Source organism: Nostoc sp. FACHB-190, assembly GCF_014696905.1.
GTDB lineage: Bacteria > Cyanobacteriota > Cyanobacteriia > Cyanobacteriales > Nostocaceae > Nostoc_B.
Genome location: NZ_JACJQW010000028.1, coordinates 98,339 through 116,688, shown reverse-complemented (window position 1 = coordinate 116,688; position 18,350 = coordinate 98,339). Strand labels below are relative to the sequence as shown.

The 18,350-nt window shown below is 38.4% G+C and carries 15 protein-coding genes, 1 rRNA gene and 1 pseudogene; 10 read left to right on the top strand and 7 right to left on the bottom strand.

The genetic code is table 11. The features are described 5' to 3' along the window. Positions 1 to 52: 52 nt before the first annotated feature. Positions 53 to 169, top strand: a 5S ribosomal RNA gene (rrf, locus tag H6G28_RS25440). An 88-nt stretch (positions 170 to 257) separates the two neighbouring features. Here the strand turns inward: rrf and H6G28_RS25435 are convergent. Then, on the bottom strand, positions 258 to 1,625 hold the full coding sequence (locus H6G28_RS25435; RefSeq protein ID WP_190675198.1) for a cytochrome P450: 1,368 nt from the start codon (positions 1,623 to 1,625) through the stop codon (positions 258 to 260). Between the two features lie 151 nt (positions 1,626 to 1,776). Between H6G28_RS25435 and H6G28_RS25430 the strand changes: the two genes are divergently transcribed. After that, positions 1,777 to 3,075: a cation:proton antiporter gene (locus H6G28_RS25430; RefSeq protein ID WP_190595314.1), complete on the top strand. Its 1,299-nt coding sequence runs from the start codon at positions 1,777 to 1,779 to the stop codon at positions 3,073 to 3,075. Positions 3,076 to 3,512: 437 nt separating this feature from the next. Here the strand turns inward: H6G28_RS25430 and H6G28_RS25425 are convergent, their stop codons facing one another. Further along, positions 3,513 to 4,646 carry a saccharopine dehydrogenase family protein gene (locus tag H6G28_RS25425; protein ID WP_190675197.1) on the bottom strand — a complete coding sequence of 378 codons (1,134 nt, stop codon included), beginning with the start codon at positions 4,644 to 4,646 and terminating at the stop codon, positions 3,513 to 3,515. Positions 4,647 to 5,121: 475 nt separating this feature from the next. Here H6G28_RS25425 and H6G28_RS25420 point away from each other — a divergent pair, with 475 nt between their 5' ends. After that, positions 5,122 to 5,355, top strand: a complete 234-nt coding sequence (locus tag H6G28_RS25420) for a hypothetical protein (RefSeq protein ID WP_190592882.1) — start codon at positions 5,122 to 5,124, stop codon at positions 5,353 to 5,355. Positions 5,356 to 5,426: 71 nt separating this feature from the next. On the opposite strand, the gene H6G28_RS25415 is transcribed toward H6G28_RS25420, so the two are convergent. Next, the gene (locus H6G28_RS25415) at positions 5,427 to 5,660 is read right to left on the bottom strand and encodes a Nif11-like leader peptide family natural product precursor (protein WP_190592881.1); all 234 of its coding nucleotides are present in this window, start codon (positions 5,658 to 5,660) and stop codon (positions 5,427 to 5,429) included. A gap of 302 nt (positions 5,661 to 5,962) precedes the next feature. Next, a complete protein-coding gene (locus tag H6G28_RS25410; RefSeq protein ID WP_190592880.1) occupies positions 5,963 to 6,874 on the bottom strand; it encodes a cation diffusion facilitator family transporter in 912 nt (303 codons plus the stop codon). A 204-nt stretch (positions 6,875 to 7,078) separates the two neighbouring features. On the opposite strand from H6G28_RS25410, the gene H6G28_RS25405 reads away from it, so the two are divergent. Beyond that, positions 7,079 to 8,305 carry an L-lactate MFS transporter gene (locus tag H6G28_RS25405; RefSeq protein WP_242054643.1) on the top strand — a complete coding sequence of 409 codons (1,227 nt, stop codon included), beginning with the start codon at positions 7,079 to 7,081 and terminating at the stop codon, positions 8,303 to 8,305. A 55-nt stretch (positions 8,306 to 8,360) separates the two neighbouring features. Then, entirely contained in the window at positions 8,361 to 9,410 is a 1,050-nt protein-coding gene (locus H6G28_RS25400; RefSeq protein ID WP_190675196.1) for a WD40 repeat domain-containing protein, read from the top strand. A gap of 24 nt (positions 9,411 to 9,434) precedes the next feature. Here H6G28_RS25400 and H6G28_RS25395 read toward each other — a convergent pair whose 3' ends face one another. From H6G28_RS25395 to H6G28_RS25385, 3 genes are all read right to left on the bottom strand, one after another. Then, on the bottom strand, positions 9,435 to 10,763 hold the full coding sequence (locus tag H6G28_RS25395; RefSeq protein ID WP_190675195.1) for an ATP-binding protein: 1,329 nt from the start codon (positions 10,761 to 10,763) through the stop codon (positions 9,435 to 9,437). 55 nt (positions 10,764 to 10,818) lie between these two features. Next, positions 10,819 to 12,090, bottom strand: coding sequence for a tellurite resistance TerB C-terminal domain-containing protein (locus tag H6G28_RS25390; protein WP_190592876.1), 1,272 nt, complete (start codon positions 12,088 to 12,090; stop codon positions 10,819 to 10,821). A 154-nt stretch (positions 12,091 to 12,244) separates the two neighbouring features. Then, on the bottom strand, positions 12,245 to 13,609 hold the full coding sequence (locus H6G28_RS25385) for an ATP-binding protein (RefSeq protein ID WP_190592875.1): 1,365 nt from the start codon (positions 13,607 to 13,609) through the stop codon (positions 12,245 to 12,247). An 87-nt stretch (positions 13,610 to 13,696) separates the two neighbouring features. Here H6G28_RS25385 and H6G28_RS25380 point away from each other — a divergent pair, with 87 nt between their 5' ends. The 5 genes and pseudogenes from H6G28_RS25380 to H6G28_RS25360 all read left to right on the top strand — a co-directional run bounded on the left by H6G28_RS25380 (position 13,697) and on the right by H6G28_RS25360 (position 18,338). Then, positions 13,697 to 14,014, top strand: a complete 318-nt coding sequence (locus H6G28_RS25380; RefSeq protein ID WP_190592874.1) for a TMEM14 family protein — start codon at positions 13,697 to 13,699, stop codon at positions 14,012 to 14,014. A 109-nt stretch (positions 14,015 to 14,123) separates the two neighbouring features. Continuing rightward, a pseudogene (locus H6G28_RS25375) lies at positions 14,124 to 14,444 on the top strand (DUF4351 domain-containing protein); the annotation flags it as partial. Positions 14,445 to 15,438: 994 nt separating this feature from the next. Beyond that, positions 15,439 to 16,677 (top strand): phosphotransferase family protein, encoded by a 1,239-nt coding sequence (locus H6G28_RS25370; RefSeq protein ID WP_190675194.1) that lies wholly within the window; start codon positions 15,439 to 15,441, stop codon positions 16,675 to 16,677. A gap of 64 nt (positions 16,678 to 16,741) precedes the next feature. Then, the gene (locus tag H6G28_RS25365; RefSeq protein ID WP_190675193.1) at positions 16,742 to 17,833 is read left to right on the top strand and encodes a T3SS effector HopA1 family protein; all 1,092 of its coding nucleotides are present in this window, start codon (positions 16,742 to 16,744) and stop codon (positions 17,831 to 17,833) included. Positions 17,834 to 17,891: 58 nt separating this feature from the next. Then, positions 17,892 to 18,338: an acyl-CoA thioesterase gene (locus H6G28_RS25360; protein WP_190675191.1), complete on the top strand. Its 447-nt coding sequence runs from the start codon at positions 17,892 to 17,894 to the stop codon at positions 18,336 to 18,338. The last annotated feature ends 12 nt before the right edge of the window (positions 18,339 to 18,350 follow it).

The window sequence follows — 18,350 nt, the reverse complement described above, 5'->3', positions numbered from 1 at the left end:
AATTAGTGACAGTTGTTTGATAACTGATAACTGCTCACTGTTCACTGTCTTTCCTGGTGCCTATGGCGCGGTGGAACCACACTGATACATCCCGAACTCAGAGGTGAAACGCTGCTGCGGCTACGATAGTTGGAGGGTCGCCTCCTGCCACAATTGCTCGGCGCCAGGTCTCTTTTTCTTCAAAAAAGCCCCCTTTCTTAAGAAAGGGGGCTTTTTTGTTTATGAATCTATAAGCTAAACGATCGCCATTTTCATAACTACACTTTAATAGGAGTCTCGGCTTTTTGTCGCAGTCCAGTTGCAATCATCCACTTGCCATTGGAAGGTGCTAGGGTAACGCCGCGACGTATTGGTTTAACGCTAGAGTCGTCTACTAATGCTAAATCTATATGGGATAGTACAGTTGCTAGTACCAGTTTCATTTCAAATAAGGCAAATGCCATACCTAAGCAACGACGATTACTTCCACCAAAAGGTAAATATTCATATAAAGAATATTGCCTTTCTAAAAATCTTTCTGGTTTGAACTGTTGTGGTTCTGCATACAAATCTGAACGGCGATGAGTTAAATAAATACAACCTACGAGTAATGTTCCTGGGTCAAATTGACGATTCATGATTTCTATAGGTTGTTTCACAATCCGGGGGATAGTAATCATCGCAATGGGATAAATCCGTAAAGTTTCTTGGCAAACTGCTGTTAGATAAGGTAGACGAGTAATTTCTTCTAAAGCTGCATTGTTTCCGAAACTATCTAACTCAGATAAAAGCTTTTCACGTATTTGTGGTTGGCGATGAATCCAGTACAATGCCCAAGTTAAGGCTGAGGCTGTGGTTTCATGACCAGCAACTAGCAGAGTCATCAACTCATCACGTAACTCTACATCGGTCATAGGTTCGCCGTTTTCATCTCGCGCTGACATCATTAAAGATAAAATGTCGTTCCCAGAGGATTCGGGATGATTTCTGCGTTCTTGAATCTCTGCATACAGTAGTTGGTCAATTTGTTCTCTTTGACGCAAAAAAATGCCCCAAGGACTCCATGAACCTAAATCTACTTGCATTATTGGCAAAAAAGATATTGTGGCACGTAAATTAGAACCACTTAAATCTAGTATGGAAGCCAAGAGTTTTTGTAATTGAGTATAACGTTCTCCTTCAGTTATTCCGAATACAGCTTGCAAAATCACTCTCAGAGAGATTTCTTGCATAGAATCGCGGACAGAAAATGCTTGGTCAAATTTCCATTGACTGATGACTTCTTTGGTAATGTCGGCGATGATATTACCGTAGGCTTTCATCCGATCGCCATGAAAAGGCGGCGTTAATAACTTACGCTGGCGTTGGTGAGATGTACCAGATAGTAATATTAAAGAATTTTCGCCCAACAAAGGCTGCAAAACTTGAGCAGAACCTCTAGAATCTAAATTACTGAGGTTTTCTGTAAATAATTGTTGAATTGCTTGTGGATGACTTAAAAACACCATTGGCTGTTTGTTGGTTAGCCATAATGTAAAACAGTCACCATGTACTTTGGCAGAATTTTCCATTAATTGCAATGGCTGATAAATCCATTGTAATAACTGCATGAATTTGGGGATTTTGGGACTGTCAGGGAGTTGCATCACTAATATTCCTGGTACTGCTATTTTCACTAACTTAAGAACGGTATTAATTACCGGACTATTTCTTCCTGAAATCTATCTATAGGTGATTTATTGCTAGAAATAATACAACTAAACTAGCAAGTTGATATGATTTTTTATACTAATTTCCATGTTTGATATTTATATTATCGACTTGTTTTTGATTGGACTAGTTTTACTGGTAGTTACATTAGCATCTGGTTGGATTACCCGCTTACCTTTATCTTTTGCACTTATCTATCTATTGGTTGGGATTTTTCTTGGCCCTTATGGTTTAGGTTTAATTCAATTACGTCGAGATGATGTATTCAACGCGGAATTACTAGAAAGGTTGACAGAATTTGTTGTGATTATTTCGGTGTTTAGTTGTGGATTAAAAATCATTAGTCCACTAAATTTGCGAGTTTGGGGAATTACATCTCGCCTGATTGGAATATTAATGCCAATTTCAATTTTTAGCTTGGCGGCTGTGGGCAAATTATTTTTAGGGATGAATTGGGGAGAAGCTATCTTACTAGGAGCTATTTTAGCACCTACTGACCCTGTATTAGCTTCAGAAGTACAACTTACTGATACTAATGATAGAGATGAGTTACGTTTTGGTTTAACTTCCGAAGGTGGTTTAAATGATGCCTTAGCTTTTCCCTTTGTTTATTTTGGTATTTATGCTTTAAAAGATGATAACTGGAACAATTGGTTTAAACAATGGATAGTGATAGATATATTTTGGGCGATCGCAGCAGCAATATTCATGGGGATTTTAGTTCCTAAAATTATAGTCTGGTTCGATCAACATATTCAAAAGCGTCGTTCGGCTGACAAATTAATGGAAGATTTTGTTGGCATTAGTATCATTTTGCTGACTTATTCTTTAACAGAATTTGTTAATGGCTATGGTTTTCTGGCAGTATTTGTTGCTGGCTTAGTAGTACAACGCAGTTATCACAATCCAGAAAAACCATTAGCTCAATTAGAATTTATCGAGCAATTAGAAAAGCTGTTAGAAGTTGGCACAATTTTATTATTAGGCTCAATTCTACTATTCAAGCCTATGGTTGATTATGCTTGGCAATCTTTAGTTGTAATTATTTTCTTGTTCTTCTTGATCCGACCTTTAGGTGCGTGGATCAGCACAATTAGTAAACATCCATTGAGTTCCCATCGCTATTATCTACATCCTGGAACTCGTTGGCTGTTTGGTTGGTTTGGAATTCGTGGAGTTGGTTCCCTCTATTATCTGGCTTATGCTTTTGGCAATGGTCTAAAGGGAGAAGTTGCTGAACAAATTGCCTGGATAACCTATACAACTATCGTGGTATCAGTGATTCTACATGGCATTAGTGCAACTCCTTTAATGAATTGGTATGAGGCTCATATTGCTAAACAGACAAAACCGCTACCTGCTTCTACCATTGATGAATTTGAGTAAAGAAGGACATCACATAGTTTGCTTGGTAAATTACATGGTTTCACTTGCTATGTGATAAATTTCTAGACAAGCAGACTGTGTAAACAATATCAAGATTTCGACGAAATGGTATAAGAAAAAGAAAGTATTTGCAAATTTTACTTACGTATAGTACTTTAGTACTATAACAAGAGACCCTAATCAAATAACCCCACAGCACCCGCTTTCAAGGGCAGGTTTTTAAACCTTCGATAAATAGTTGAGAATATTCTCAATTATGAAACGTAGTTTTAACTGTTCAGACAATAATTTTGGTTTTAAAAGCCCAAAAATTTGTCTAATAAAAAAAGCCTGCCCTTGAAAGCACAGCACCCGTGGGGTTTTTCCATTGAAGATATTAGGGATAGGTTACAGGGGACAGGTGATAGGGTTACAAGCTTTTATCCTGTTAATATGTCTTAATCTTGACCGCGAGAACTGCTAACCTGTTCAGAGGAGTTGAAAAAGGTATGTTCAATTTTAATGCCTCGACTGTCCATGACTTGAGCAAATAAATCTGTTGGTAAGGCATTTTCTACAGGTAAAACTCCTGGTTTATTCAGTTTACCTTCAAGAATTAATTGAGCAACCGTACCTGTACCACAGCCAGTTGCTACCGTAGCATTATCGTGTAGCACAGTAGAAGTGTAAACACCTGTTGAACCATTTTTTTTGCCTGTAACTTCTGATTTGACTGCTACACCAATACCGCTAAAACGATTAGTAAAATCTGTCATTTTATGGCTGACATGAGATAAAAATTCAATCATGCCATGACGCTGCATTAACCACTGAGGAAAAATATGTGCTGCTATCCAGGTCAGATGATTATAGTAATCTGGAAATGAGCCAAACTTAGTAATTACATTTTTAACAGTAGGAAAGGCATAGGGCAATGTGAAAGTTTCTGGCATATCAAACCAGTAAACTCCATTACGTTGATAGCGAGGAAAGTTAATAATTTCTCTTTCACTATAAGGGTTGACTTGCTGCCATTTACCATCTATCCACGCTTCAAAAGGATGCTGCAAGCCTAAAAAAGTTGTTCGCATAACTGTGATACCAGCACCACCAGAACCTGCAACTAAATAATAGAGCTTGATTGTTTCTGCTTCATCAAATTGTTCTACTCCCTGACGCACCAAACTGTTAGACATACCAGGGAATATGCCTGTATTAATTACTGCTGTCACCCCAGCCGCAACAGCATCTTCGTGATAACTTAAAGCTTTGCTGGTAAAAGAACGGTGGTCACTCACATCTATATAGTTAACGCCTTGTTCAATACAAAGTTTCAGAACATTGGCATCGCGGTAGTGAAACGGGCCAGCACAGTGAATAACTAAATCAGAATTAGCGATCGCTTCTCGTAGTTTATCAACTTCTGCCAAGTCTAAAGCTAAATACTGCTGTCGTTGTGCCAAAGGCAAGCTTCCCTTCTCTGGAGTACGCCCAGTGATGGTAATTTTAGCTTGCGTATGGTTAGCAATGTCCTGCGCGACACTGCTACCAATTCGCCCCCTGCCTCCAAGAATTAAAACGCGGTCTGTCATTACTCCGGTATGGGTCACACTACTTGTATTTGACCAGTTTTTGGGAGTCTTTGCCATCGGTTACAAGTATGACTCGTCTACCAATATAGGAGGATAAATCCAGCACTGACGCACAAATATGTCTGTGAAAACTGGGTGTAAGGGCTTAGGGGTGTAATGGGGTGAGAGAAAAAAGGTGTGGGAGGTGTGGGAGGTGTGGGAGGTGTGGGGAGTGTGGGGGGTATGGAGGGTAATTTTTTGGATACTTAGCTAGAAATCCCACACAAAATTTCGTTCACCCGGTGTCATGAGTCATTGGTAACTTGTACTCACGAAAGAGGAAGGTTTTAATGAATAAATTTTGTTTAATATGTAAATCTAAATATAATTAATAAGTTTTTGTAATATATGAGATTCTATCAACCCCCATAATTTAAGATTTTCTTTAGATTGTGTCAGCACTGATTTGAGTTCATTTCAGCCAGGAGCGATGGTAATGAAGATGTGCGTTGTCAACTCCAAAATATTACGTCAGTTTTGGGCTGTAGTGGAACAAACCCAAAGCAGTACTCTTCTTGGGCTTAATGACAAAGACTTGGTTAAGTTGTTGTTAGGACAGATTGAAAGCAACAAAGTCCTGAATTACGAAGAAACTCTGAATTTGACAGATTACATTAATTCTAAGACTTTGTTGATACGTGATTTAGCACAGGCACGTTTAGCATCATAAATCAAAGACAAAAAGCCTATGTGATCTATCTTTATGTCTTTGTATAGGCTTTTTGCCCATTATTTCCAGAATTATCTGGGATTGATGTGCCGTCTTGGCCCCCAGCCTGGATTCACAATAGCAGCTAAGTCTTCTGGTGATAAATTATCAATCTCAGCCTCTAATTCTGCGACTGTGAAATCATAGCCACGTTCTTGAGCCATTTTGACAAATGCTTCAGGATTGGCTGTAGCTCTGAGTTTTTGTTGGAATGCTTGATCTGCTTTGACTGCCTTAAAAAATCTTGCAGCATTTTGTAGTGCCATAATAATTCATCTCCTACAGTAATCTATTTTGTTTCGTGAAATTATCTGTGTCAGTGGAGAGTAGAGGGTAGGCAAAAGTATTTTTCGGTTATACTTTTTTCCAGAAATCAAATATTAATCGTCAGTTGAGAATTTTCGCACTACTTTTAATGTGCATTATTTTTTGTTGAGATGTCTTGTACCGTAAGATAGAAAAATTAACGACATTTCAGTTTTTTCATACTACTTATGGCTGATTGCCTGATTACAAGCACCAAAACCCTGATACTCCTACACCGTTCGGCTGACGCTCACGGCGAATATTACTGCTGACTCAGACGCTCTAATTCCAAATCATTCCAAGATGCAGGATCTTCTACAGGCTCAAGGTGAGTAATAATGCTACTTCCTGGTAATGCTTGAATAATCTTCAATTCAATCTCTTCACATAAATCATGTCCTTGGCGTACTGTCCAAGTTCCTGGTACTAATACGTGAAAGGAAATAAAACGACGGGTTCCTGCTAACCGAGAGCGCATAGCATGAAACTGAATATTTTGATGTTCGTATTCACTAAATATCTGCCGGATAATTTCTTGTTCTTCTTTTGGTAAAGCCGTGTCTAGTAGCCCAGAAAAGGTTTCCCGCAGTAAATTAAATCCTGCCCAAATAATATTAACTGCTACCAATAGGGCAATGATGGGGTCAAGTACCAACCAACCTGTTACCTGCACCAGAACAATTCCGAGTATCACACCACCAGAAGTCCACACATCAGTTAGTAGATGGTGAGCATCTGCTCGCAAGGTAATAGAACGTAAGCGTTTGCCGGCTTTGAGTAAGACAACAGCCACCACACCATTGACTACTGTAGCTAATAATGACAACACTAGCCCTAAGCCCAGTTGAGTCAGTGGTTCGGGATGTTGCAAGCGTCCCCAAGCTTCTAGGGCAATGCTAATAGCTGCCACAATAATCAATGCACCTTCAGCACCACTCGAAAAATACTCAGCTTTAGAATGTCCAAAGGTATGTTCGGCATCGGCGGGTTTAGCTGCATAAGTCAACGCCCATAATGCTACTAGTGCCGCCAGCAAATTTACACATGATTCAATAGCATCAGAAAGTAGCCCCACTGAACCTGTTAATAAGTAAGCTCCAAACTTTAAACCAATAGTTACAACTGCGGCTGCAATTGATAAAAAAGCGTAGGTGCGGGCTGTTTGGCTACTCATTCAAACTACTTAACTGTGATTGCTAGGTAACTGTAACAAATTTAGCTGTTAGTTTTATCTATCTCCAGACTTTTAGGTTTTTTTAAGCACAGGCAAGGAAGTAGTTTGAGAAGTATTGGTTCACATTATTTTCCATACCAAAAAGTGAGATACTGTTGAAAAAATAATTTCACAGGATAGATGTAATATATGCGGCTTTTTGGTATGCCCGTAGACAAAGGCAGATGGTTGCTAATTCCTCTTGGTGCAATTGTTTTACTTTGTCTTGGCACTGTTTATTCGTGGAGTATTTTTAGAAAACCTCTCGAAAAATTACTGAATATTAATGCAACAGAAAGTTTGTTGCCATTTACGGTTTTGCTGATCATGTTTGCCATATTGATGCCCATTACTGGCTTTTACATTAACCGCTTCGGTTCTCGGACGATTACCGCAGTTGGTGGTGTAATTATGGGACTGGGTTATATTTTGTCGAGTCTGGATGGCAATTTACAATTATTAACTGTGACTTATGGTGCGATCGCTGGTGCGGGTGTCGGTATAGTTTATGGTGTACCGTTAGCTGTAATTGCTAAGTGGTTTCCTGATAAAAAAGGTATTGCAGTGGGTTTAACTGTGATTGGTTTTGGGTTATCACCGTTAATTACCGCACCTTTAGCAAAATCACTAATTGATGCTTATGGAGTGCGGCAAACTTTTGTGATTTTAGGTATAATTTTTACACTGATTATTTTAGCGATCGCCACTGTTTTAAAAACACCGCCTCCAGATTGGAAACCAGCCGATTGGAATCCCAATGTTGCAGTTTCGGGAAGTACAGCACTCACCAATTCTGAGACAATGTTGCAAACACCAGCATTTTACGGTTTGTGGCTGTGCTACACCATCGGTACATTTTCAGGATTGGCGGCCATTGGTATTTCTAGCCCTTTAGCTCAAGAAATCATTAAACTAGATGCAACCACAGCCGCAAGTACAGTTTCTTTATTTGCTGTGTTTAATGCTTTAGGAAGAATATTTTTTGGCTGGTTTACTGATCGTTTTAGCCCGAAGTTAGCAGCAATTGTTTCTTTTACTTTAGTATTAATTGCATCGCTGATGATGCTAAAAGCTGGACAAGGAACTGTCGCTACTTATTTAGTAGCATTTTCCCTATTTTATTTTTCCTTTGGTGGCTGGTTAGCGATCGCTCCTACTACCACCTTAATTTTGTTCTCATCCGCCGACTATGCCAAAAATTACGGTCTAGTTTTCACGGCTTACGGCGCAGGTGCATTAGGTGGAACTTTGTTAGCTGGCAGAATTAGAGATATTTTTGGCAGTTATACAATTTTCTTTTACCCAACGACAGCACTGGCAATTTTAGGAATTGTGTTAGCTGTGTTTATGCTCAAACGTAGCTTTTCTACTTCTACTAGCGTGGCAGGCTAAAGTAGCGCATTAGATTTGGCGGAAAAACCGTCGATGAACAACGATAAAAAGATTGATGATTACAAATCTGTTTCATCTGCGTTTATCTACGGTTTTTGATCTAAATCTAATGCAATATTTTAGTCCGGTCGAATTAAAAATGATTAATATGTATGAAGCTTTTAGACACCAATTAACAATAAAATTTAATCAAAGCCAAAATGCGATCGCACTTAGCACAGATGGAAATACTCTAGTAACAGGTGGAGCTGATGACCAAAAAATAAGTGTCTGGGATACCAACACAGGTAAATTAATTAGAACTTGGATGTTTGCACCTGATGAGCTTCTACATGGACTGTCAAACACAGTCGAATCTGTTGCTATATCCACAGATAATAAAATTTTAGTAAGTGGTGGTAGGTTAATTCAGATATGGAATTTAGAAACTGGAAATAAGATTCGCACTTTAAAAAGCAGAGGTGCTATTTGTAGCGTCATTAGTCCTGATATGACAAAACTAATAACTCATGGAAGTGGAAGAAGTCCCACAACTATTATCTGGGATTTGCATAAGGGTAGAAAAATTTATCAGCGCACTGGTCAATATGACTGTATTTTATCTTTTGTCATTAGTCCAGATAGTAAAATTTTTATTGGAGGAAATGGAACTACTAATAATGTAACTATTTGGAATTTGAATACAGGCAGTATAATAAAAGAAATGGAAAATAAAGGCGATATCCGAGTTCATAAACTTGCTATCAGTCCTAATGGTGAAACTTTAGCAGGAGGTGGTTACGATGGAATAAAAATTTGGGAAATTGCAACAGGAAAGCAAGTTCAAACAATAGATAAATTTAAGAATATACAATTTCATTCTCATCTTGATTTCATCAATAGTCTTGTGTTTAGTCCTGATGAAAATATGCTATTTAGTAGTGGTAGTGATGGCTCAATTCAGGTATGGAATGTGCAAACTGGTAAAAATATCTATACTTTTCCAAGTGAGCTAAGATTTAGCTCAATCGCACTTAGCTTTGACGGACAAACTTTAGTAGGTCATGCACAATCTAATAACACAGTTGAGGTTTGGAAGAATTCTACAGCTATAGCAACAATTTAGTTTTTAGTATATTTCTATCTTTGATTACAAACTAAATTCTGCTGCGTCATCTTCATCAATAGCTGAATTTTTACCAACGGCTGTAGGTTTGAATTGAGAACCATGAATTAATTCGCTGAATGTCATTTTTGGATTTTGATGTAAGATATTCAGTACACTAATAAAGTCGCGGATGATTTCGCTGGGTGTGAGTAAGGCTTCTGCACCTAAGCGGCTAACGATTTCTTGTAAGAATTCTTGTAAGTTGCGATCGCTCAACGTTTTATCATAGCCATAGTGGGTTACATGAATTTCTTTCAGGCGTTGTAGAAGCGTGAAAATTTCAGCCTCACTCAAGGGGTTTAACCGAATAACTGGCCCTAAAAATTCCTGAACATTCGCTTGGGTAGCAAAGCGACTTTCTTTGGTACGTCTGCGCCAAGCTTGGTCAGCAAATAGTCCCCGGTTTTGGTCTTCTAAAAATTTGGTTGTACCACCAATAAAAATCCCCAGATGTTCGGCTTTACATTGCATGGTATCGTTAAACATCGCCAGCAGTCTGTTATAGTTCTTCTCGCGGGTAACAGTAGTAGATATTTGGTATAAATTTACCGCTTCATCTAACAAAATTAACAAACCTTTATAACCAATTTCAGCTACAAACTTAGCTAACAATTTAATGTAGTCGTACCAACTTTCATCATCAATAATTACCCGCACACCCAAAGCCGACCTAGCTTCAATTTTGGTGCTAAATTCACCCCGCAACCACCGCAAAGCCGCATTTTTTAAATTATCATCATCTAATCGATAACCACGCCAATAAGCAATAATCACATTGCCAAAATCAAAACCATGAACTAAGTCTTCAATATACTGCACAACTTCTCTGATTTTGGCTTCTACTTGGTCATCAAAACCTTCGTCGTTGGGACGCATATTAGTTTCTTTGGCAACTTCTTGTTGGATTTTATTAATCCAACCTTCTAAAATTGAAACTAAAGCACCGCCATCAGGACGGGTTTTGGTGGAAAGGTGACTCATTAATTCTCGATAAGTCGCCAAACCTTCATTATTACTTCCCGCGAGGCGGCGTTCGGATGATAAATCAGCATCAGCTACGACAAAGCCTTGTTCCATCGCACGGTTGCGAATCATTTGGAGGAGAAAGCTTTTACCGGAACCATAATTACCAATAATAAAGCGAAATGCGGCGACACCTTCGGTAATGTCATCTAGATTTTGTATCAGGCTTTTAAGTTCTTGTTCTCGACCAACTGCTATGTGTTCAACTCCTAGTCTTGGTACTACTCCCGCACCCAGGGAATTAATTAAAGCAGTGGAAACTTTCTTCGAGATTTTGAGCTTTGCCATGTACTTCACTAGATTTTAGATTTCGCGCAATAATAATTTTACGATAACAAGTAATTTAATTTGATGATGCTTGCCTGCTCATCAAGTCTTCGTACATAGCAATCATTTTGCGGACATTGTGCTGATGTTCTGGATACACTGAGGGAGTGTCTTCTCCTGGTTCGATGATTAATTCCCCAATGGTATCATTTGCCCGGTCGTTAATAGAATCAATCAAGAGATTAGGCATGGTAATATTAGCTTCGGCAATTTGTTTAATGCTTGCTTTGGGGTTATCTGCTTGTAATATTGCTTTTAATACTTCAATTTCATGACCTGGCAATTTTTCTAACAAATTAGTCCATTCTTCTGGTAAGTCTTCACTGGGATCTTCTGAAGGTGCAATTAAATCAGCAAACGGAAATAATTCGGGTTCATCTTCTAGGGAAAGATTTATTGGTATAGGTTCTAAATTGAGCGTTTCTGTTTGTTGCAGTAAGTCCCAAATTTGACTTTGTAATAAATCTCGTTCTCCTTGTAAGATTAAAATTTGACTATTTAACTGTTGGATGTCTGATTGTTTATCATTTATTTGCTGATGCAATTCAGTTAAACTATTGGTGATGTTATTCTTTTCTGTAGTGATATCTGCCAATAATTTATTTTGCTGATGAACAACAGTTTCTAACTCTTGAATTTCTACCCTGAGTTCATACATTTTTTCTTCTAGCTGCGGTTTGAGTCTACCTAGTAAGGTTAAGTTACTCTCAATTTCTTGCTTGTCTTGGCGTAGTTCATGAAGTTGAGTTTGTAACTGGGCAATTTCAGCATGAGAAACATTACTATGTAACTCTAAACGGCGTTTTTCGGCTGTGAGGTTAGCACAAATATTACTAAGTTCTGTATTAGTTTGCTCTAGAGTTTGAATGGTATTTTTAAGGTTATTTGTTTCAGCTTCTAATTGCTTTTTTTGTCCGGCAAAATTACTTAATTCTCGATGCAGACTATCTCTTTGATTGCGAGATTCGGCAATTTGATTTTGCAGTTTTTGGTTTTCAGCATATAACAAATTGTGATGTTCTTCAATTTGTTTGATTTCTCTGTAAATGCGATTTTTTAAAGATTCTTGCTCTTTAATGCGTTTGCGTAAGGTTGTTAACACCAGCATTTCATGATGTCTCCGGCGTTTATCAACAAATAATGCGGCAGTATATGTAGCCAGGACAGTAATTATGCCTGTTAGGAAAGCTTGACCAAAATTCCAATTCGGAACCAGACTAAGCCCAAAACTTACACTAAAGGCAACTACACCTAGAAGAAATCGATTACTGACCATTACTGCTTGCATATTGCTGGTGTGAATTCGTAATTAAGATTGGGGCTGAGGATCAGATTTATAAGGTAAGAATTCAGGAGTCAGAATTCAGAATGCAGAATGATTAATCAATATTGTTCTAGGTAGGGAGTCTAATAATTGAGAAGTATGAGTCATTATACTGTGTTCAATTCTGACTTGTGGATTCTGGATTCTGGATTCTTTCATTATTAGTTGTACCAAAGAGAGATAAATCTGCTTTTAAAAAGTCAATAAATTGTCGTGCTGTGCGTCCAGAACGGCCATTATGACGGGTTGCCCACTGTAATGCTTGATATTCTAAATCTTCTGGGCTGAGATTAATTTTGGCTTGTGTGGCTAAATGACGAATAATTGTTAAATAAGTATTTTGATTTGCTGGCTCAAAGGTTAATGTCAAACCAAAGCGATCGCTAAATGATAACTTCTCTTGCATCGTATCCCAAGCATGGATTTCTTCATTATCCTTGGGGGTGGGTCTATCAGCGAAATACTCTCGAATTAGGTGACGGCGGTTGGAGGTAGCATAGACAACTACATTTTGTGGTCGTGCTGTTAAGTTACCTTCTAAAACTACTTTAAGAGCTTTAAAAGCGTCGTCATCTTCCTCAAAGGAGAGGTCATCGACAAAAATGATAAATTTTTGTGGCAACCCGCGTAACTGTTCGACAATTTTTGGTAAATCATGTAAATCAGATTTGCCAACTTCTAGTAGACGCAGGTTGCGATCGCTATACTCATTCAACAAAGATTTGACTAAAGAAGATTTCCCCGAACCGCGACTACCATAAAGTAATACATGCAATGCTGTTTCACCCGCTAGTAAAAACTCTGTATTTTTCAGCAAAGCATCTCGCTGCCATTCGTAACCCACCAGTGTACTTAACTTAATGGGGTCAGGATAAGGAATACCAACAAACTGCCCATCTTGCCAACGCAAGGCGCGATACTCGGCAAATAAACCTACACCAAATTTTTGATAATAAGCGGCTAATTCTTCCACAGCATCAGCCCAATTATCCCAATCTGGCAAATGCAGGGTTTGATTGGTGGTAGGATTGTGTTCTTGATACCAAACAACAGGCGAAACTGGCAAATGAGTTACAGCTTGTACCCACTCGCTGAGAGATGCTGTGCTGCATTCGTAAAGGCTTTGTAAGATGTGTAAATCATGTTGAGCGGCTGCAATTAAAGCCGGGGGTAATTCCCGAAAATCTTGTTGCTGCGCCAGTCGGCTAAAGGGGTTTTCCGCCAGGAGTATTTGGGAAATTAAATGGTCTTCCCAATTTTGACGGCTTGCGGCTAAGGCGTGGAAGTAATTGCCATAGGCTTGCAGACAACTCCTGCCATCGGCATCAGTGTAACGTATTGCTTGCAACAGTTCCAGAAAGGCGATCGCGGCTTCGCTTTGGAGGACAGATTGATAAAGTAAAAGAGATGCTGCTTGACGCTGGAGGAATTGCACCTGGACATAGGACGAAGTACTTGCCGTTGGCATTGCGGGAATATCCATCAATCAACTAGGTGAAATAGCTAAATAGCTATGGTAAATTGTCTGCCGACCTTGGCTGTAAAGTCAAAATCTACATAGGTTTTAACAATGAATTTAGGTATAATTGCTGCTTTTGCCTACGGTATCTTCGCAATTGTTGGTGGAATTATTGGCTACGTGCAAGCGCGTAGTCTGGTTTCACTTCTGAGTGGTGGTGTTAGTGGTTTGTTACTGATTTTATTTGCTTACTGGTACTTGCAAGGACAACCTTGGGGTTTAACTCTAGCTGCTTTTGTAGCTGGGGTTTTAGTGGTTGTGTTTGCTTTGAGGTTTGCCAAGACACGCAAGTTTATGCCTGCGGGACTAATGATTGTTTTAGGGGCGCTGGCACTGGTGTTGATGGTGCATCAGTTGGTGGTTAAATAACATATAGATGAGTCTCCTGTTGTAGTACATTTATATTATTGTATAGCTGTGGCGATCGCTACAAATACTTTGATCAGGAAAAATCTATTTATTTGAATGTCTAAATGCGACGAGACTCAATGTGTACAAGTTTGAGTAACTAAGTCGCACAGAGGTAGAAGCAATGCTAGGAATTACACTCAAGGAAACACGAGTTTACCGAGAAATCAAAGAGGAAGGACTGCAAGAGGGAGAACAAAGAGGAAGAACCGCAGGAGAGCGATCGCTTGTTCTGCGTCAACTAACTCGTCGTGTGGGAGAATTATCTCAAGATGTGCGCGAACAAGTGGAAACTCTCTCCCTAGACCAATTAGAAAACTTGGGCGTAGCATTGTTAGATTTTACCAGTATGGCTGATTTACTCTCTTGGTTAGCAGCCACCTCAAAGTAAAAGTAAGTATTATTAAAAACTTAGCTTGTTGCTGAATGTCATAAATAATGACTAATATTTGACTGGAAAAAAAGTCATCATCCTTTTGCCAAAGTATCCGGTTTTGCTGATTCACCAGTGATAAATAAAAATAAGATTGCATGTAATTTTGATATTTTTGGGTACAGTCGAGAGTTTACCCATTCAGCAACCGGGGTTTATGCGTTCATGTTCAAGTAAAAATTCAGCATCCAAGAGTCAGAAGTCAGAAATAATTATTCAGCACAAAATTCTGATTCCTGAATTCTGACTCGTGAATTTTTACATATCACTTTGATAAATTCTGCATATATTATTTTAACCTCCTTTCAGGAATAATTAACATCCTGAATCAGTTTGTCATCCTAATTTTTCAGTAATATCCATCTTGAGACAGTTATTTATAGATAAGTCTTAAATTATTGCTGTGGATGGATGAGTTATTCCAGTCATCAGGTTTAGTTACCTCATGATCGTGAGCTAACTAAGAAATCATATTTTTGGTGTTACTGAATATTTATGCTGATATTTAAATTAACTCAAAAGTGATATATTCATCAGGTATCAATAAACGCCAGATGCCTGATATAGCAGTACTTATGACTGATTTATGTATTGTTATATTTAATGATTTTAACGCTGCTATTAAAAAAAATAGCAATCAGTAATTTAAATTACTTTTTGTTTTTTTGTTAAATCAGAAAATGTCACTGCAACAAATAAGGCTAGTAATTTCCACAATTGTATATTATGATTTTAAAGATTCGATAGCAAATAATGGTAATTTTTAAAGTAAAAATAAAGTTATTAATGCCATTTTGGCAGTTCTAAATATCAGAAATAAGATATTAGTGGAGAAGAAAGAATAATCGATATTTAGATACTTATAGTTATCTACTTAAATTTCTCAAGTAACAATAATCCTGAAAATAAGTAATTGATTATCTCAGCACTTTTACGAAATAGGAAATAAAATATGTTATTACCATTATCTTCTCAAAATGTTACCCAATATCTGCACGCAGCAGGGCTGTGTAGTTTAGAAGATAGCAATTTAGACTTATCTAAGTTGCCAGGAAGTAGCAAAAAGAATTTCAATTTACTAGTGACTCTGGGAAATAATCAGCAACTGCTAATTAAACAAGAACAGCACCAGGAAAATGCGGGAAACCTGCATGAATTTTTTAATGAATGGCTATTTCATCAATTACTCAAGCAGTTTCCAGTATTAGGTAATATTGCAGCGATCGCATCATTAGTAGTACATTACGATGAGGAAAATTCCCTCCTTGTCCGCAATTATTTAAGTGAATATCTGGAATTAGGTGGCTTTTATCAACATCACCATAGCTTTCCGACAGAGATAGCCACTGCTATTGGGACGACAATAGCAGCTTTGCATCGCGCCACTTTTCAACGCCGCGAATATCGTGATTTTATGGCTACAGCGCCACAAGGACAGTATCGCTATAACTTTTACAACCCAGCGCAGGGTATAGAATCACTAACACCAGAGATTTTTGGTGCAGTGCCGAAATCAGCATGGCAATTTTATACTGTTTATCAGCGTGATGAGAGTTTAGAATCTGCGATCGCAGATTTAGCTTATGAGTGGAAACCTTGCTGTTTAACTCACAACGATTTGACGTTAAATAATATTTTGCTACATTCCCGTTGGGATAAATTAGATAACTGCTTAGTGCGCCTCATCGACTGGGAAGCCTGCGCTTGGGGAGATCCCGCATTTGATTTAGGTACTTTAATCGCCAGCTATTTAAATATTTGGCTTTCTAGTTTAGTTGTCGATGTCGCACTGGAATTAGAAGAATCCCTACAGTTAGCGATTATCCCACTAGAAGCGATTCAACCTTCGTTATTAACTTTAATTCAAGCTTATCTCAATACCTTTCCCGCTATTTTAGAACACCGCCCAGACTTTGTAGAGCGTGTCATCCAGTTTGCCGGGTTAGGACTGATTCACCACATTCAAGCAAAAATTAACTATCAGCAGCAATTTTGTAATACTGATATGTGTACCCTACAAGTAGCACAGAATTTGCTAACCATGCCAGAAAAATCTGTAAACACAGTTTTCGGTGTTACTCAAGCAGAAATTATCCAACCGATGGCTACACAGCACCAGCTTACCCAACCGCAAAAATCACAAAAATTAATTCCCTTATATTACGAAAAAACCCGTTTACGCGGCTGTTAAAAATTTGTCCTTTCTCTTCATCTCCCTTCCCTTGTCTCCCTTATCTACCTACTCCCCACTCAAAATGCTAGATACCTCTACCAACCCTCTGTTAAATTCTCTGTTTGATATTGCGAAAAATATCCAGATAGAATCTAACTTTTCCATTCATCACCCTGAGTATCAAACTTTTGCCTTACCCGCGAAGGTAGCAGAAAGATTTCGGCAAAATTCTGCGGCGTTACAGCAAAAATATCTGACTTTGCTACTGCGTAATTTTCTTTATGGAATTTATTACAACGGTTCTTTGCAAAATGCGTTAGCGGTGAATGCTAATACGCCTCATTGCTTACCACAGCAAAATTTAGCGAACAATTCTCATTTGGGTATTGATTGGGAATTTTACGCCCAACTGCACGCGAATAACCACGGTAAAGGATATTTTGACTCTAGTTGGCAAGTGTTACGTCAGGAACCTGATGGAAGTATGGCAGTAACAAAATCTGGTTTGACATTATATATTGAACCAGATTGTCATCTCAAACCTCACAGCAAATCTGCTAAACCGGGTGAGTCAGTGTCTATTTGGATGCCAAAAAATCATTTGCAAAATGGCTGTTACGTGGCGGTAAGTGATGTAGGACAAGAACAGCAGAGTGTAGATGCAGAATTGGGAATAGGCAGAATTTATTTTAATATTACGGCAGATGGAGCGATCGCACTGATGGATAGTCTGACGCAACACCTCAACCAAGCGTCTCTTCCTTTTACCTTTCAAGTGCTTTACAATCCTAGAGCCTACGGACGCTACGACTCCGGCTTACTGTACTTTGAACGGGAAGACTACCCAGCCATTCACCCAATTCTCCAGGCTGTATATAAAGAACATCAATCGCATTTTCAGCCAGAAATACCTTTATTTACCAAGTTTTTAGCCCCAGGTCTAAGTTTAGCCGAAGAACCAATTCAAAAATTCGCCATTCAAGAAACTTTTGGGATGAACCGTTGCCAAATTGTTGCTCATGCTTTACTAGAAGTATGGCAAAAAGGTAAAGATGCCATAGAAGAAAGAATGAACTCAATTGAAAAACACTTTGCCCTCCACTCAGTTGACTTACAACGCCCTTACTTAAACCCTAGTTCTGAAGATATATATTACCCCTTAACAGTGAGATAATTTGATATGGCAAGTTATTCGCTTGCTACTTTGTTTTTTAATTTTTAATTAGACAAAAATGTCTTTTATTTATCATCGTACTGTGCGCTTTGCAGATACTGATGCGGCGGGTGTAGTTTATTTTGCTAATGTTTTGAGCATTTGTCATGAAGCTTATGAAGCATCTCTCAACGCATCGGGAATGAATCTCAAAGCTTTTTTTACTAAACCTTCAGTAGCTTTTCCAATTGTTCACGCCAATGTCGATTTTTTCCGACCGATGTATTGCGGAGATGAGTTGAATATTAGTTTAATTCCCCAGAAATTAAGTGCTGATAAATTTGAAATTGCTTACGAAATTACAATTGCAGATGTGTTAGTCGCTAAAGCTATCACTCGCCATGTTTGTATTGATGTGAATAGTAGAACTAAGCAAGAATTATCTGCGGAAATTATGCAGTGGTTGGAAACGAACCGCAGAGACGCAGAGGGCGCGGAGAGGAGGAAATCACGGGAGGTAATGTGATAAGTATGTGGA

Excerpts from the sequence above, each read along its gene's own strand:
- H6G28_RS25435 (WP_190675198.1), bottom strand. The coding sequence starts at position 1,625 with ATGCAACTCCCTGACAGTCCCAAAATCCCCAAATTCATGCAGTTATTA.
- H6G28_RS25430 (WP_190595314.1), top strand. The coding sequence starts at position 1,777 with ATGTTTGATATTTATATTATCGACTTGTTTTTGATTGGACTAGTTTTA.
- H6G28_RS25425 (WP_190675197.1), bottom strand. The coding sequence starts at position 4,646 with ATGACAGACCGCGTTTTAATTCTTGGAGGCAGGGGGCGAATTGGTAGC.
- H6G28_RS25420 (WP_190592882.1), top strand. The coding sequence starts at position 5,122 with ATGAAGATGTGCGTTGTCAACTCCAAAATATTACGTCAGTTTTGGGCT.
- H6G28_RS25415 (WP_190592881.1), bottom strand. The coding sequence starts at position 5,660 with ATGGCACTACAAAATGCTGCAAGATTTTTTAAGGCAGTCAAAGCAGAT.
- H6G28_RS25410 (WP_190592880.1), bottom strand. The coding sequence starts at position 6,874 with ATGAGTAGCCAAACAGCCCGCACCTACGCTTTTTTATCAATTGCAGCC.
- H6G28_RS25405 (WP_242054643.1), top strand. The coding sequence starts at position 7,079 with ATGCCCGTAGACAAAGGCAGATGGTTGCTAATTCCTCTTGGTGCAATT.
- H6G28_RS25400 (WP_190675196.1), top strand. The coding sequence starts at position 8,361 with ATGATTACAAATCTGTTTCATCTGCGTTTATCTACGGTTTTTGATCTA.
- H6G28_RS25395 (WP_190675195.1), bottom strand. The coding sequence starts at position 10,763 with ATGGCAAAGCTCAAAATCTCGAAGAAAGTTTCCACTGCTTTAATTAAT.
- H6G28_RS25390 (WP_190592876.1), bottom strand. The coding sequence starts at position 12,090 with ATGCAAGCAGTAATGGTCAGTAATCGATTTCTTCTAGGTGTAGTTGCC.
- H6G28_RS25385 (WP_190592875.1), bottom strand. The coding sequence starts at position 13,609 with ATGGATATTCCCGCAATGCCAACGGCAAGTACTTCGTCCTATGTCCAG.
- H6G28_RS25380 (WP_190592874.1), top strand. The coding sequence starts at position 13,697 with ATGAATTTAGGTATAATTGCTGCTTTTGCCTACGGTATCTTCGCAATT.
- H6G28_RS25370 (WP_190675194.1), top strand. The coding sequence starts at position 15,439 with ATGTTATTACCATTATCTTCTCAAAATGTTACCCAATATCTGCACGCA.
- H6G28_RS25365 (WP_190675193.1), top strand. The coding sequence starts at position 16,742 with ATGCTAGATACCTCTACCAACCCTCTGTTAAATTCTCTGTTTGATATT.
- H6G28_RS25360 (WP_190675191.1), top strand. The coding sequence starts at position 17,892 with ATGTCTTTTATTTATCATCGTACTGTGCGCTTTGCAGATACTGATGCG.